This is a genomic window from Bacteroidota bacterium, assembly GCA_016183775.1.
Taxonomy (GTDB): Bacteria; Bacteroidota; Bacteroidia; order JABDFU01; family JABDFU01; genus JABDFU01.
In genome coordinates this window covers 1-15,281 of sequence record JACPDY010000114.1, presented here as the reverse complement: position 1 = coordinate 15,281, position 15,281 = coordinate 1, and the positions used below count along the sequence as shown (strand labels likewise).

The window sequence follows — 15,281 nt, the reverse complement described above, 5'->3', positions numbered from 1 at the left end:
CTATTACCACAACCAAAAATTTCTAGAAAAAGCAAAAGCCGGAATATTCTCAATCAAAACTCATCAACGTTTCGAGATCACAAAAAACAAAGTACTGGATTTTATGAAAGAAGTTTACAAAGTTTCTGATATGCCTCTGGAAAAGGTAAAATTTGCTTTCGCAACAGAACTCGAACACTTCCTCACTGTCAATAAAGGTATCCAACCCAACACCGCCATGAAATATATCAAAAACATCAAAAAGATTATGAACATGGCCGTCAATCTTGAATGGATTCCGACCAACCCTCTCAACGGCTTCAAATGCACCTATGTAAATCCCGACCGCGAAATACTTACCCCTATTGAACTTGATCTCATGTATCAAAAAGAGTTTATTTCAAAGCGTCTCGAAGATGTCCGCGATGTTTATGTATTCTGTTGCTACACCGGTTACGCCTATGCTGAAGTAGAAAAACTAAAGATAGATGATGTGTGCATTGGGATTGATGGAGAACGATGGATTCGTACAAATCGTAATAAAACAGATGGCAAAGAAAACATAATGCTCCTACCCATCGCACTTCAAATAATTGAAAAGCACAAACAACATCCATTATGTAAAGCGAAAAACAAATTATTACCAGTAATCACAAATCAAAAATTCAATGAATACTTAGCCGAAATTGCTACCCTGTATGGCATAAAAAAGCACTTAACATCTCATACCGCCCGGCATACATTCGCTACTTCAGTTACTTTAACTAACGGTGTTCCCATCGAAACTGTAAGTGAAATGCTTGGTCATAAGGATATTCGTACTACCCAAATTTACGCTAAAATAGTTCAACAAAAGCTGAGCACAGATATGAAAGCGTTAAGAGAAAAACTTCACCCTACAATATCTGAAAAATTTCAAACACATTCATAACAATTAGGCTTATATATGGTAAGGTAATCTTTAGCGCAGTTAAAAATGGATTGATTGAGGGAACAATCAGTAGTCTGAATAAGCCAATGCGCAACGTGTTAGTTTATTCAACCGTCTCCGCTTGCTTGCGCAAATGCACCTCTTATCAACATCCTGTATTCATACTCAAAGTATTGTAAACCTGTCTATCCCCCTAACACCGCATCGAACCAAAAATAAATTTCTTCTGCCAAAAAAATTTTGCTGTATGCCATAAACATTTTCAGACCTTATTATCAACTATTTTAGTCCTCAATATTGCCCGACTCATTTTGCAATAACCAACCTTTTATTTATAACACTGGTATCACTTGTTAACCTGGCAATGTAAATTCCATCATTCAAATTACCGAAATTCAGTGCCGTTGTACCATTAATAACCTGACTTAAAACCATCCGTCCGTTAATTTCAAAGATTTCCAAGGTTTGTTTTTCGATGCATGCGGTTTCTATTGAGAAATTTCCGTTACAGGGATTCGGAAAAATGTTCACTGCAAATTTTTCCGCTTCCTGAATACGGGTTGATAATAGAACAGGGCATAAATTTGCTACCTGCGAGAATGTAAGTTCATCCGTTTGGGTGCCATTTCCCAATTGGCCACTTAAATTATACCCGGAGGACCACAATGTGCCATCATTTTTTAATGCAAGCGAATGCCATTTACCACCTGATACCGCTGTTATGCCTGAAAGGCCTGGCACCTGAACTGGTACAAGTTTAAAAACTGTCGAGTTATCACCCAGTTGGCCCATGTTATTATAGCCTGAAGCCCATACTGAGCCGTCATTCTTCAAAAAAAGAGAATGAGAATTACCTGCCGCAACAGCAACAACATTATTTAATGTGGTAATTTTTTCTGGCTCAAGTATAGTTGTATTGCTAACTGGGCCTATCCCTAATTGACCAACGCCGTGATCGCCAAATCCCCAAACGGTTCCATCGCTTTTTAGCGCAATGGTATGCGCATTTCCACCTGCTAAGGCGATAATGTCCGAAAGCCCGGGCACTTGTTTAGGTATACTTCTATCCACAACGGTGCTATCTCCCAGCTGGCCATTACTATTCTTTCCCGAAGCCCACACTGTACCGTCATTTTTTAAAAATAGGGAGTGATAATATCCTGTAGCAACAGATACAATACCAGTGAGCCCGGATACTTGTACCGGTGCTTTTTTATCTGTTGTAGTCCCATCACCTAACTGACCATAGTTATTTTGCCCAAATGCCAATACTGTCCCGTCATTCTTAAGCAGCAAGGAATAATTTTCAGCTACGGCAATGGCAATAATATTCGATATCCCAGATACAAGAATTGGGGTCTTCTCGACTATGCTGAGATTGTTGCCCAGCTGTCCATAAATATTAGAACCCCAGGCCCAAACTGTACCATCATTTTTCAGGGCAATTGTATGCCTGTTCCCTGCAGCCACGGCTTTTATACCAGAAAGTCCCGATACCAGGACAGGTGTAGTTCTGTCAATTATAGTCCCATCACCCAACTGTCCATTAATGTTATTTCCCGTTGCTTTTGCAACACCATTATTACAAATAGCAAGTGAATGATCACGGCCTGCCGTTATAGTTTGCGAGAATCCAATTTGTGCGCTTATTTGACAAATAAGAACCGCTGATGCAAATACTTTTTTCATGGTTTTTTGTTTAAGTGAAATATATTTAATTGCTTTTAGAATTTATAAAATATTCCTGCACTAACACCAAATGCAGAAGTTGCCTGTTCGTCTGACAAAACATAATGATATTTTATATTTGTATTTATGAGTAGATTGTCTGATAATGAATAATTAAATCCAGCTACCGGGGCAATTCCAAAATATCCGTTAACCAACGAACTTCCTTCATTCCCTGATAACCCAAAACGATAAATACCAATATCGGCACCGGCATACGGGCTGAAATTATTGTCACTAAAGCTGAATTCGATCAAACCGGTGATCGGCATTGTGAAGGATCTTAATTTACTACCCAAAAAGTCATACGTTTTAAAGTAATAACCTAAATTAGCTCCCACCCGTATTTTATCATTTATCTCATATTTGCCGGATAAATTAAATCCAAATTGAGCATCAGAACCTTCCGCAGTAAATTTGAATACACCCAAATTTGCACCTATGGAAACTTGGGCCTTAGATTGATTTGAAGAAACAAGAACCAATCCAACTAATGCAATTGATAATATTTTAGTTAAATTCATTTTTTACGATTTAAGTTTATAGTACATTTTAAAAATAAATTACACTCTGAAAAATTATAGTTACTCCATATTACTTAGCAATAACCAACTTTTCATTTGTACCACCATCATTGTCAGATATTACCACGTTATAAATTCCATTACTTAAATTGCTAACATCAATATCAGTACTGCCGTTTATTACCCGGCTCATAACTTGTTTGCCGCAGATGTCGTATATTTCAAATGTCAGCCTTTCCGTAATATCAGTCGCCAAAGTGAAGTTAGTAGTACAGGGATTGGGATAAATATTGGCTTTGGTTTCTTCTTTCTGCATCGAGCCAATTCCGGTGATGGCGATATTTGACACTCTACGTACTTTAAAAGCACCGGGGTCGGCAAAATATAAATTTCCGGCTGCATCAAGTGCTGGTGAGGTTGGGGACCAAATTGAGGCAGAATTGGCCGGACCAAAATCTCCGTCATCGCCCTTAATTCCATTTCCGACAACAGTAGTAATAATTCCTGTACTTGCCGATACCTTGCGAATACCGTAATTACCGACATCACTTATATATAGATTGCCGAAAGCATCGACAGCAACACCTAAGCCTTTGTCAGAAAACGATGCATTTATCGCTGATCCTCCATCACCGGCATTTCCTACTGTTCCATTCCCTGCAATTGTAGTAATTATGCCGGTACCTGAAGTAACTTTTCGAATTCTTCCATTCCACGAATCAGCAATGTAAATATTATTATAAGCGTCAATTGCAACGTCCGATGGGTAATCCATGTCTGCATCTGTTGCTACTCCGCCATCGCCGCTATAACCGCCCGCATTTATAATCCCTGCAACGGTTGTAATAATGCCCGTATTTGCATTAATTTTTCTGATCATTCCGTTTCCTGCATCTGCGATAAATAAATTGCCTGAAGCGTCCAATACAATCCCTTCAGGATTACTTAATTTTGCAGTTGTAGAAGCATTTCCATTGCCTCCGAAACCTAAATTTCCATCACCTGCCAGTGTACTGATAATTCCCGTACCTGCAGTTATTTTCCGGATACAATGATTATAGGTGTCTGAAACATAAATGTTCCCAAATCCGTCAATAGCAACGTCAAACGGCTTGTGGAATTCGGCATTGATCGCGTATCCTCCATCCCCTGTATAACCCTGGCTTCCTTTTCCGGCTATGGTTGCTATTTTACCATTACTTGCGGTTACTTTACGTATGCGGTTATTGTAAGTATCTGCAATGTATATGTTGCCTGCTGCATCTACCACCACACCATTCGGTTTATTGAGTTGTGCATTAATTGCGAACCCGCCATCTCCCCCATAAAGCGTACCTGAATCCCATTTTCCCGCAACTGTTGTAATAATTTGGGCGTCCGTATTTGTAAACCAAATAATGGCAGCCAGAAATAGTAGTCCTTTCATTTTAAAAATTATCGTTTTCATGTTTTTAAGTTTTAGTAGTTGTTTCAATGTGTTTACATTTATTAAATTTCGTATACGACAAAAATAACGCCATGATCTCCGAAATGCACCACCTGAAAAGGTTGTTTTTAAGACCTACACAAAAGGGTAGTACTGGTACAGGGTATCAGAAAAACAATAAGTGGAAGGCGTTACTCAAGAAAACCCATTTCAATGGCAGCCATTATAAGGCCTGCTGTATTTTTCACATCAAATTTATGAAAGAGTTTTCTGCGGTGAAACACAACAGTGTGAGAACTGATAAAAAGCTTTTCAGCTATTTGCTGCTGAGTATATTCCTTAGCGATCAATTTTAAAATTTCCTTTTCGCGTTCGCTAAGTTCGATAAGTGAATCGTTTGATCTTGTTTTTTTTCCGGGGATAAAACTTTTTGCCAAAGCGGATTTAACCTCTTCACTGAAAAAGGTATCTCCTCTGGATATGGCTTTGATCGCACTTAGCAATTCTTCCTTGCCTGCATCTTTCAAAATATACCCTTCAATCCCCATTTTAAGCATTGCTGTTATGATCCGTCCTTCTGTATGCGTAGTAAGTGCAAGTATTTTAACCCCAGTAAATTTCTTCTTGATCTCTTTCGCCAGCTTCATTCCATCTATACCGGGCATGTTTATATCGGTAATGACAATATCAACCGCATTTGTTTCAAGCATTTTCAATACATTTTCTCCTTTTGTTTCTGTGGATACAATATTAATTTCCTCAAACATTTTTAAGAGAGCCGACAATCCCTCTAAAAACATCTTGTGGTCGTCAACTAAAACAATATTTATTGGCTTAGATACAGCATTCATTTATGCAGTTGTTTTATTTCTTGTTATGTCAGAAAGAGGTATATGAATATTAATAGCTGTTCCTCTGTTAATTTTCGAATCAATGTTCACTTCACCTCCATGCAGCTTTATCCGTGATTCAATATTTCTTAATCCGATCCCCCTTTTAGCTTCAGTAACATCAAATCCTGTACCATTATCTTCTACAAGCAAAAACAGATCATTTTCCTGTTTTGAAAATTCGATCTCTACCTTGGTCGCCGCCGCATGCTTTGTAATATTTGTAAGCAATTCCTGGATGATACGGTAGATGTCGGCCTTAATACTCCCGGGAATCTTTTCCATATCAAGTGGTGAAGAAAATTCAAGATTAATATTCAATTTATCCGGTATAATAAATTTTCTAACCATGTCACTTATTACACTTACAAAAGAACCGGCATCAAGTGCCGGAAGCGCGAGGTTATGAGAAATGGTTCGAACCTCCTTACAGGCATCTGCCAAGTTAGAGATTATTGAATCCAATTCCGGAGTAATAAGAGTTGCATTAGAATTGATCCGCACCAGGTTGAGTTTAATAGCCGCTAAGGTGCCCCCGATACCATCATGGAGCTCTTCTGATATTCGCTTTCTTTCTACTTCCCGCCCGGCTATATTCGCACTTTGCCTACTGATCTCCTCGTTTTTTAACGCAATGAGGGCGTTCGAGCGTATTCGCTGCCGGTAGGCCACAACCGATATCACAACCAATAGCGCCACCATCACAAAGGCACCAATAAAAATATTCAATAAAGTGGCCTGTTGCTTGTTATGAGTAGCCTGCTCAATATCCTTTTTTTCCTGCTCCAGTTTTGCAAAGGCCTCTTTTTTATCAAACTCATACGACATCTGTTTATACATTATTTGCCGGCGGGTTTCATCCTTATAAATGCTATCATGCAATACCACAAAGCGCTCAAAGTGTTCCAGGGCTTGGGCATTATTGTTCATTGCTTTGCAGGCCTGATAAGCAATATATTGTACATCTTTTTCATACGATAAATTACCTGTTTCCGTTAGTAAATGAATCGCGTTAGTGCTGTACTGCAATGAAAATGCATACTGTTTTAGTTTTAAATAAACATTACTGATATTTGACATTGAGGCTGCGACGCCCAATTTGTATCCTATTTCTTCTCCTGTTTTTAAACTTCGCAAGTGATATTCAAGTGCTTTTGGATAATCAGATAATTCCTCGTACACATTTCCTATATTGTCAAGGGAAGCTGCTATGCCCCGCTTATCACCTATTTCTTCCCTGATTTTTAATCCTTTAAAATGATACTCCAATGCTTTGGGATACTCGGATAAGTGTAGATAAACAATTCCAATGTTGTCCAATGCATTTGCAATATCATCTTTATCAACACACACTTTTAAACTGCGTATAAAATAGTTTAAGGCTTGAGGATAATCAGATAAATCCAGATAAATAATTCCGATGTTATTAATTGATGACGCAATACCTTGTTTATTCTCTATTTCTTCGTCTATTTTTAAACTTTTAAAGTAATATTCAAGTGCCTTTGGGTAATCAGATAAATATGTGTAAACCGATCCGATATTTCCCAACGAAGCGGCTACGCCTCTCTTGTTGCTTATATTAAATTTTAAACATCGCTGAAAATAATCCAATGCTTTTGGGTAGTCGGATGTATATGTATAAATAGACCCGATTGTATTCAGTGAAGAGGAAATACCTTTTTCAAAACTTAACTGTGACGATAGTTGTAATGCAAAATTTGCATAGTACAAGGACGTATCATAGGAGCTGATACTAAGCCATTCCTTCGATAACTTGTTTAAGTGATTTATTTTATTAGTGTCGTCCTTATCCTTTTTGAGGAGGGTGAGAAGAGAGTCGATACAAGAATTGTACCTAATGCCTGCATTGTCCTGCAACGCAAAAGTAATATTAAAACCACCCGTAATCAGAAGAAAAATAACGTAGAACTTTTTCATTGAACAAGTGCTGATTGGGTTTTAGGACAATAAGACAGAAATAACAAAATATTTTTTATAGCATAAGCAAAGGTACATAGAAAAAGCACTCTGCTTAGGAGGTGTGCCCTGCAAATCACCCTATTGTTTGAACGCGATAATCTTATGATTATCCATTAATGAGACATAATTTACCTTGCTTCTGACTTTTCCGCTTTTTCTTTCAATACTTCCAAAAAAGGCCTGCCTATAATTTGGGAATCCAGCCAACATTCAAAATCAATAAATATCCCTGTAGTTTTATATGCTAAAGCAAACTCCTTGTCATTTGAAAGTAAATGACTAAACTTGTTTTTATACTTTTTCACCATATTCTTTTTATCAGAGAAGTTGGCAAGCACCATTTCACGAAAAAACGAAACCACCATTTTTTCATAGCCAACCGCAGAATAATGTTTTTCAAAATATCGCTCAGCCTTCTTTAAATTATAATCAAGTCCATAAATATCATCTGTTTCGTAATTTACAAATAGCAGTAGAAGTACAATGTTGCCATAAGTGGCCGAAAAGCTTTTATATACCTCATCGTCATTTAAAATTTTGTTGATGACACGAATACATTGATTCTGCAGTTCCGAGTTTAGTTCCAAAATCAATATGAAAGTTGTTATTCATGTTTTACTCTGATGCTACGGTTATTTGACTTAAAGCGGTCATTATAGCTCCGGCAACAGCCACATAACCGGCAATAGAGATAATAGATGCCGGTATGGCGACGGGTGCTGTCATAATAGCTGCACTTGCTGCCGCAAGTGCAAGTCCTATATTCCTAAGCGTTTTAAATAATTTGGGTGTTGGAGCTTTCGCTCTTTGAAATAGTGTCATTTGATTTAGATTTAATTGTTAGAAATACTTTTTCTTTTCTTTCGAGCACTTCAAACACAAGTGTTTTCAGTCTCCCGTTTGCGGGTCCGGAGTAAACTCCTTCACCTTCCCCCGTGATTTGTGAAACCGGAGCGATACAGCCCCTTAGTTCTTTCAGCGCATTGTTTGCGGGATGCATTAATATCAAATCCCGTCCGGGTACTCCCCTTAGTAGTATGTGCCATCCAAACTTAGTGCTGTATCTCTCAAGCAGTTCATATCGCCCCTCTGGAATACATGAGGCTTTCACCTCATTATTTTTCCAAGGAAGCTCTATGGTATGGCAGACGTAGCTGCCATCACCGTAAATTGTTCCGTTGGTCCCTTCAGGAAAATACTCTCTTTCTAATTCCAGCTCCATTATGCTACTTCTATAATGCGTAAAGCATTAAATGCTCCGTTCTTTAAAGAATACTGTACAGCATTTACCAGTTGAAAAAATTCAACTCTTAAAAGAAACAACTTTGTACCTGTTCCCACTGGCACAGCAGTAGGTGTTAAAGTCACGGTGCTTGCAGCACCATTTATTGGAAGATTTACAATGTTGCTTAACTTCACATCTGTTATTCCGCTTACATAATTAATGTTAGCAAAGCAGCCGGTAAAACTCACATGCGTTGCTCCAGGTGGAATTACAATGTCATTAATTGGAATAATTCCCGCAATGGTGATCACTCCTGAAGTGAGGTTTATTGCGTAAGGCTTAAACAGAATGCTTCCTAACAAAGCACGCTTGTTAAATTCAAAACCTTTTAACAATGCTTTTGCCGGAGCTCCCGCAATTGCTATGCCTACATTACGCAATCCTCTTGCACTTGTAGTATCAAGATTTTTAATTTTTGCCATTAATTGTGTCAACCTCGACACAACCCGACCATCTGAAGCGTTCATTGCCATCGGCCTTAGTGAGTCACGCATCAGTTTTCCTGAGGTTGCTGAAATAGCGAACTCAGAACCATTTTCCCGGGTGCGCGCAAAAGCCGGATCCGTAGCGATACGTTCAGCCGAAACACCCCCCTTTTCACGGGCTAAGTGTCCGTCTTGTGTTTTGTAAAAGGAAATATCTCCGATAGTTCCCTTTAATTTAATAATACCTTTTTGTCTTGCCATTGTTTTTAATTTTTTAGTTTATGAATACAAAACTATATTCGCTTGTAACGCTTACCAAATAAGGTGTTCCGTTAAATGCTGTTTGTGCTGTATTATGCCGAAATAGCCGTTTGAAGTAATTGGAAAAGGAAATAATTTTGTCAGCTATATACATGATGTATACCAACGGCATAGATAAAGCATACATAGTGTACCAAAATGGGACAAAAAAGAGCTTGTATTTATTCAAAAGATATTCAGCGGATCACTGGTAAAAGTGAGCGCTATTCGCGCGCACTTTTAAGCCGCATACGTAAGGTATTAAATAAAACTTCAGGGCAATTTATTACAATAGAGGAATTCTGTCAACACACCGGTATCACAATCGAAATAGTCCAAAAATATCTCATCGATTAAGTTCCCTTTTCAAAAAATATTTTTCTATTTACGTGCAAAATATCCGCAAATGTTATTTACATTTGTAGCAGATAAAGTTCTTTTCAGAATGTCTTGTATCAATTGATTTGGTTAACTCTCAAGCTAACCGATGAAATTAAATAGTCTGTATATCCTATAAATACTGATGCTCTGCTGATAAATCAATTTACCAGCGGGATCACTTTTAGTGCTGATTATCAAGTAGTTACGCATCAGCATTGACAAAGTGATTGACAAAAAGAGGGTTTCACGCTAACAACGGAAACCCTCTTTTGTTTTTTAATATCAGTTTAAAGTGCGATTATATCATAGTAAACAGCAACACTTAAAATATTACTGCCAGCCTTTTTACAGAGATTAAGTCTTTTTTCTTACTTTTGATATACTATTTAATAGAATAACAATGACATTAAAAAAAGAAAATATTACTACCCAGCTTTTATCTAAAGAAGTTGTTGAGCAAAACAAAGTAGCTTTAGAGATGGTTGACTTTTATGCTAAAGTTTCTGACATCATTGAAAGAACACACGTTGCAATGGGCAAAAAAAGTTCTTATAGAGTTGTAGGCTCTTCTACTAAAAATCAGAAATTAAACACCAATGCCTACGCCTCCACGCATTAAGACTTCTCAGGAATTCAATCTTTTTATTGCTGCAAACGCTCAAAATCCAAATCTTGGAAATGAGATTCTGTCAATGAGATTAGCATGTTATGAGGCTATCGAAAAATTGAGAAAAAGACCCTTACTTATTTACGCTTCAAAATTTATTAATGCACTTCCCAATACTCCAAATAATATAGATATTTCGGACATTGACGGCTTTACTGATTTAGTACAATCTTTAAATGGCAAAAGTGATAGCGTTGACGTATTACTTCACAGTCCGGGCGGACAACCAGACGCTACTGAAAGGATTGTTCATATCCTAAGAAATAAATTTAAAGAGGTTCATTTTATCGTCCCGCATTCAGCCTATTCTGCTGCAACTATGCTTGCATTATCAGGAGATTCAATAACTCTGCACCCAAGCGCCACTTTAGGCCCGATTGACCCACAAATTAATGGAACTCCCGCAAGGTCTATTAAAAGGGGGTTTGATAAGGTAAAAGAAATTATAAAAACCGAAGGCCCGGAAGCACTACCAGCGTACATTCCTCTAATTGAAAAATACACACTTGATTTATTGGAAATATGCGAAGACTCCGAGAAACTTTCAAAAGAATTAGTTTCTAATTGGATTACTGATTTTATGCTTAAAGGGAAAGAAAAACATGAAGGACAAATTAAAGCATCAGTTGATTATTTTTCTGATTATGATACACACTTATTGCATTCTCGCCCACTTGTTATTAGCAAATTAAAAAAATTCGACCTTAATATTTATCAATCCGATGACCCTTTAAGTGAACTAATTTGGGAAGCGTACGTTCATATAAACGGTTTTTTCGGTTTGACTGCTTTTGTAAAGCTATATGAAAATAGATATGGAGTTTCATGGGGTACTCAGTTTCTTCAGCAAGTGATCGTCCCACCACCACCACAAGGACAGCTACCAAAATAAGCCACACTTATACCAAAGACAGTAAGATTATACAACTCATTCCGTAGAAAAGTACAATCATTTCGCAGAAAAGTAGAGTTATTCCGTAGAAAAGTACAGTCATTCCATAGTTATACTAGATGCATTTAAGGCACTATTGACGCGTTTTGAAACAAATAAAATTCATTGGAGAGCATTGAATTTATTGGCTTTTACTGTAATTTTATTAAGACGACTTTAAACAACTTCCATATAAAAAAGTAAAATCTGTTTCTTCAGGAGAAATAAGCGAATACCTTTTCTGGAAAGGGAATGGCTGATTGAAAGTTATTTCATCTTGCAAAATCCCTTCCATTTCTACCTTTTTAGGAAGCTGAAGTAAATACTGAGCTTGTTCTGTTGTAAGCATTTATTTTTGTTTGATAAAGGGATTTTCCAATGAAATAAAAAACAACTGATTATCAGCTACTTGCGATGATGTTTTCCTCAAAGAGGATATTTGAATGAAATAAGGATCCCACATTTTTTTCATTTTATTTATTCTTCTTCAACTGTAAAGTATTCCTGCCAATAGTATAAGCATAGGCCGCAGCAGGGAAATACTGTAATTGCACTCCATCGTATTCCATCATTCCTTCCTTATCAATGGTAGTTACCAATGCGTTATTTAAGTTGCTGTCGTGGCAAAACCTGATAAGGCTTTTCAGCTCACCGGGTTTCTCATAATAACGGTTAGTCCATTTTATTTCTAATGCCCACTGAGGCTTTAAATTTTTTTCATTGATGCCCACCATATCCACTTCACCGTTATTCCATTGGGCGTAAAAAGGAGTAAACCAGTCCCGGTGCATCCATTGGGCGTAAATAGCGGTTTCAACCATAGCGCCTAATAAATCATCGGTAACGGCAAGAGGTGAAAACAATGCGCTTCTCAGGGAAGGATTGGTTAAAAACAGTTTGAAATAATTATCCCGCTGAAAACGTTTGCCACTCTGATCAATGCGCCTTACCTGCTTTATTAAAAATGCTGCTTCCAAATATTCAATGTATTTTTTTAATGTGTTTTTAGGTACACCGCTTTGTTTGCTTAATGCTTCGTAGCTAAATACGTTTGCGGTATTATAGGTAATGGTGGTAAAAAGTGCGTTAAGTTCCTGCACATCGCTAATGCCATAGAGGCTGGGCAAATCCCTCAGCAATACTTTATCTACAATATCCTGCCTTATAAACCTGCCGGGGTTGCCTTGTATTTTTTCGGAAAATATTACTTCAGGGTATCCGCCAAAGTTGATGTAATTGATAAAATGTTTGTTGAGTTCATCAATGTATTTGGAAGTATAAAAAGAAGCTATGTTGCCCTTCCAATTAACAGTAGTGGGAATAATAATATGCTCCAAGCCTTTTAAAGAGATGTATTCGTGAAACGTGAGCGGAGGCAATAAAAAATCGGTAAATCGCCCGGCTCCGCTTTCGGTACTCTTATATTTAAGCGCAGCAGCAGCAGAACCGGAAGCAATAAATTTACATTTACGATAACTGTCAACCAATGTTTTTAAATGCACTTCCCAATTTCTGCAATACTGTATCTCGTCAAAAATCACATACCATTCTTCTTTTGCATCTGAGCCGACAGCTTCCTTTGCATAGTTGAATAATTCTTCCAATCCAAGATTGATGTAAATGGGGTTTTCAATGGTGATAAAAACAATACGTTGAGGATTTACACCCTTTTTTATTAAATCTTCAACCAAATGAAACAACATAACCGTTTTACCCACCCTGCGTGGACCCATTAATACCAATGCCCTGCGAATATCAGTATCCATAGCAAGTGGCTTAAACAAATCAAAATATAATCTTCGATTCATTTTCAGGTAGTCATCTTCAATGTGTCCATTAACCCACCAGGGATTTTCAAAACGGATACGATCAATTACCTGCGATTTAGAAACTCCTTCTATCATATATTTTCTTATTTACATACAAATATGTAAAATAAAGTCAAATGATTAATCTTATTTTGTAAAATATATTTAATTAAGGTAAAAATGAGAAAAAAAGATGCTTATTTTAGGAAAGGGGATTATAACCCGTATCCAATACTTTTTAAATTGTCCTTAATCTTTTTTTCAAGTTGTGCCGACTGTTTGAATTGTTCCGCGCTTTCGGTTGAAAGCGTTTTCATTTTTTCTTCAAAAGAAATTCCGTCATCTTCTTCGGCTTCTGTTCCAACGTACCTTCCCGGAGTGAGTACATAATTATTAGTCCGCACTTCATCAATACTTGCAGATTTGGAAAAGCCAACTACATCTTCATATTTTCCGCTTTTATTGCGCCATGCGTGGTAAACTTCACCAATCTTTTTTACATCATCATCCGTCAGGTCTTTATTTTTCCGGCTTACCATTATGCCCAGTTTTCGGGCATCAATAAAAAGTATTTCATTTTCTCTGTTTCGGAATTTATGGTTCCTCCGGTCTCGCGATAAAAACCATAAGCAAGCGGGAATTTGTGTATTGTAAAAAAGCTGATTGGGGAGGGCAACCATGCAATCCACCAGCTTTGCTTCAATCAGGTTCTTTCTTATATCGCCTTCACCGGAGGTATTGGAACTCATGGATCCGTTCGCTAAAACAATTCCTGCTGTTCCGCTTGGTGCAAGGTGATAAATCATGTGTTGCAACCACGCATAATTGGCATTGCCTGTTGGAGGTACACCATACTTCCATCGGGCATCTTCCCTCAGTAATTCACCATTCCAGTCGCTTATATTGAAAGGAGGATTGGCTAAAATAAAATCCGCTTTCAAATCTTTGTTCTGATCGTTGTGAAAGCTATCTCCTAATTCAATTTTAGCGTCAATGCCTCTGATAGCGAGGTTCATCTTTGCCAATCGCCATGTAGTAGGATTACTTTCCTGTCCGAAAATGGAAATGTCGCCTAAATTACCGCCATGAGCTTCGGTAAATTTTTCACTTTGAACAAACATACCGCCAGAACCGCAGCAGGGGTCAAATACACGCCCTTTATATGGCTCCAGCATTTCAACCAGTAATTTAACAATACATTGAGGGGTATAAAATTGTCCACCTTTTTTCCCTTCAGCATCAGCAAACTGTCCTAAAAAATATTCATATACTCTGCCGAGAACATCTTTACTTTTACTTTCAGCATCACCCAAACCAATGGTTCCAATCAAATCTATCAGCTCACCCAAACGCTGTTTATCCAATGCAGGCCTCGCATAATCTTTAGGCAGTACGCCTTTAAGAGAAGGATTTTCCTTTTCAATAGCGTCCATCGCATCATCAATATCCTTTCCAACAGTAGGTAGTTTTGCCCTGTCTTGCAGATGGCTCCACCGGGCTTTAACAGGAACATAAAATACATTTTCACCCCGGTATTCATCAGGGTCTTCGAGCGTTTCATAGCGTACTTCCGGGTCTTTTACAAACCAGTTACTTTTGGGATCGGCCAGCTCGCCTTCCAATTTATTTTTTCTTTCCTCGAAAGCATCGGATATGTATTTCAGAAAAATCAGTCCTAACACTACGTGCTTGTATTCAGCAGCATCCATGTTATTTCGCATCTTATCCGCTGCCAGCCATAGCGTTTTTTCTAAAGGTTGATTATTCTGTGCTTTTGATTTTGTATATTTCTTTGCCATAAGGCTATAATTACCCTTAATTTAAAACTTGGAAAAGTACGAAAATTTGAGGGAAATTATGGGAAATATTTCAAAATTGCCAAGGCCACCGCATCAAGATTTTAACAATTCTTCAAGATAATCATTTCGCCATCCAGCCTGAAGTCTTCGTCTTTTAAGGCTTCTTTTGTCACCTTTGTATGCCCGAATAATGTTTAAGGCGATTTTTCTGACCAAAGAAAAGT

At 37.7% G+C, this 15,281-nt stretch carries 15 protein-coding genes; 3 read left to right on the top strand and 12 right to left on the bottom strand.

Annotation, left to right across the window (positions count from 1 at the left end):
- Positions 1-910, top strand: a 910-nt coding sequence (locus HYU69_13985) for a site-specific integrase (protein ID MBI2271449.1), incomplete at its 5' end; no start/stop codon positions are given.
- 306 nt (positions 911-1,216) lie between these two features.
- Here HYU69_13985 and HYU69_13980 read toward each other — a convergent pair.
- The 9 genes from HYU69_13980 to HYU69_13940 form a co-directional block, all read right to left on the bottom strand.
- Positions 1,217-2,599 carry a T9SS type A sorting domain-containing protein gene (locus tag HYU69_13980; GenBank protein MBI2271448.1) on the bottom strand — a complete coding sequence of 461 codons (1,383 nt, stop codon included), beginning with the start codon at positions 2,597-2,599 and terminating at the stop codon, positions 1,217-1,219.
- A gap of 35 nt (positions 2,600-2,634) precedes the next feature.
- Positions 2,635-3,162, bottom strand: a complete 528-nt coding sequence (locus HYU69_13975; GenBank protein MBI2271447.1) for a porin family protein — start codon at positions 3,160-3,162, stop codon at positions 2,635-2,637.
- A 70-nt stretch (positions 3,163-3,232) separates the two neighbouring features.
- Complete coding sequence (locus HYU69_13970; protein MBI2271446.1) at positions 3,233-4,609, bottom strand: T9SS type A sorting domain-containing protein; 1,377 nt, start codon at positions 4,607-4,609, stop codon at positions 3,233-3,235.
- A 170-nt stretch (positions 4,610-4,779) separates the two neighbouring features.
- Positions 4,780-5,439 carry a response regulator transcription factor gene (locus HYU69_13965; GenBank protein MBI2271445.1) on the bottom strand — a complete coding sequence of 220 codons (660 nt, stop codon included), beginning with the start codon at positions 5,437-5,439 and terminating at the stop codon, positions 4,780-4,782.
- On the bottom strand, positions 5,440-7,419 hold the full coding sequence (locus HYU69_13960; protein MBI2271444.1) for a sensor histidine kinase: 1,980 nt from the start codon (positions 7,417-7,419) through the stop codon (positions 5,440-5,442).
- A gap of 170 nt (positions 7,420-7,589) precedes the next feature.
- Positions 7,590-8,048: a hypothetical protein gene (locus tag HYU69_13955; protein ID MBI2271443.1), complete on the bottom strand. Its 459-nt coding sequence runs from the start codon at positions 8,046-8,048 to the stop codon at positions 7,590-7,592.
- A 28-nt stretch (positions 8,049-8,076) separates the two neighbouring features.
- Complete coding sequence (locus HYU69_13950; GenBank protein ID MBI2271442.1) at positions 8,077-8,283, bottom strand: hypothetical protein; 207 nt, start codon at positions 8,281-8,283, stop codon at positions 8,077-8,079.
- A complete protein-coding gene (locus tag HYU69_13945; GenBank protein ID MBI2271441.1) occupies positions 8,237-8,683 on the bottom strand; it encodes a hypothetical protein in 447 nt (148 codons plus the stop codon). The genes HYU69_13950 and HYU69_13945 overlap by 47 nt, the downstream gene beginning before the upstream one ends.
- Positions 8,683-9,432, bottom strand: a complete 750-nt coding sequence (locus HYU69_13940) for a hypothetical protein (protein ID MBI2271440.1) — start codon at positions 9,430-9,432, stop codon at positions 8,683-8,685. Before HYU69_13940 ends, HYU69_13945 begins: the two co-directional genes overlap by 1 nt.
- Before the next feature lie 820 nt (positions 9,433-10,252).
- On the opposite strand from HYU69_13940, the gene HYU69_13935 reads away from it, so the two are divergent.
- Together HYU69_13935 and HYU69_13930 are read left to right on the top strand one after the other, a co-directional pair.
- Entirely contained in the window at positions 10,253-10,471 is a 219-nt protein-coding gene (locus tag HYU69_13935) for a hypothetical protein (protein MBI2271439.1), read from the top strand.
- Positions 10,449-11,411: a hypothetical protein gene (locus tag HYU69_13930; protein ID MBI2271438.1), complete on the top strand. Its 963-nt coding sequence runs from the start codon at positions 10,449-10,451 to the stop codon at positions 11,409-11,411. The genes HYU69_13935 and HYU69_13930 overlap by 23 nt, the downstream gene beginning before the upstream one ends.
- Positions 11,412-11,616: 205 nt before the next feature.
- Here the strand turns inward: HYU69_13930 and HYU69_13925 are convergent, their stop codons facing one another.
- The 3 genes from HYU69_13925 to HYU69_13915 all read right to left on the bottom strand — a co-directional run bounded on the left by HYU69_13925 (position 11,617) and on the right by HYU69_13915 (position 15,057).
- Positions 11,617-11,799 (bottom strand): hypothetical protein, encoded by a 183-nt coding sequence (locus HYU69_13925; GenBank protein ID MBI2271437.1) that lies wholly within the window; start codon positions 11,797-11,799, stop codon positions 11,617-11,619.
- A gap of 124 nt (positions 11,800-11,923) precedes the next feature.
- Complete coding sequence (locus HYU69_13920; GenBank protein MBI2271436.1) at positions 11,924-13,354, bottom strand: ATP-binding protein; 1,431 nt, start codon at positions 13,352-13,354, stop codon at positions 11,924-11,926.
- 119 nt (positions 13,355-13,473) lie between these two features.
- On the bottom strand, positions 13,474-15,057 hold the full coding sequence (locus HYU69_13915; GenBank protein MBI2271435.1) for a type I restriction-modification system subunit M: 1,584 nt from the start codon (positions 15,055-15,057) through the stop codon (positions 13,474-13,476).
- Between the last annotated feature and the right edge of the window lie 224 nt (positions 15,058-15,281).

Bases quoted from the DNA above. Each gene is read 5' to 3' on its own strand.
- HYU69_13915 (MBI2271435.1), bottom strand. From the start codon at position 15,057: ATGGCAAAGAAATATACAAAATCAAAAGCACAGAATAATCAACCTTTA.
- HYU69_13935 (MBI2271439.1), top strand. From the start codon at position 10,253: ATGACATTAAAAAAAGAAAATATTACTACCCAGCTTTTATCTAAAGAA.
- HYU69_13965 (MBI2271445.1), bottom strand. From the start codon at position 5,439: ATGAATGCTGTATCTAAGCCAATAAATATTGTTTTAGTTGACGACCAC.
- HYU69_13920 (MBI2271436.1), bottom strand. From the start codon at position 13,354: ATGATAGAAGGAGTTTCTAAATCGCAGGTAATTGATCGTATCCGTTTT.
- HYU69_13925 (MBI2271437.1), bottom strand. From the start codon at position 11,799: ATGCTTACAACAGAACAAGCTCAGTATTTACTTCAGCTTCCTAAAAAG.
- HYU69_13960 (MBI2271444.1), bottom strand. From the start codon at position 7,419: ATGAAAAAGTTCTACGTTATTTTTCTTCTGATTACGGGTGGTTTTAAT.
- HYU69_13970 (MBI2271446.1), bottom strand. From the start codon at position 4,609: ATGAAAACGATAATTTTTAAAATGAAAGGACTACTATTTCTGGCTGCC.
- HYU69_13980 (MBI2271448.1), bottom strand. From the start codon at position 2,599: ATGAAAAAAGTATTTGCATCAGCGGTTCTTATTTGTCAAATAAGCGCA.
- HYU69_13940 (MBI2271440.1), bottom strand. From the start codon at position 9,432: ATGGCAAGACAAAAAGGTATTATTAAATTAAAGGGAACTATCGGAGAT.
- HYU69_13945 (MBI2271441.1), bottom strand. From the start codon at position 8,683: ATGGAGCTGGAATTAGAAAGAGAGTATTTTCCTGAAGGGACCAACGGA.
- HYU69_13950 (MBI2271442.1), bottom strand. From the start codon at position 8,283: ATGACACTATTTCAAAGAGCGAAAGCTCCAACACCCAAATTATTTAAA.
- HYU69_13975 (MBI2271447.1), bottom strand. From the start codon at position 3,162: ATGAATTTAACTAAAATATTATCAATTGCATTAGTTGGATTGGTTCTT.
- HYU69_13930 (MBI2271438.1), top strand. From the start codon at position 10,449: ATGCCTACGCCTCCACGCATTAAGACTTCTCAGGAATTCAATCTTTTT.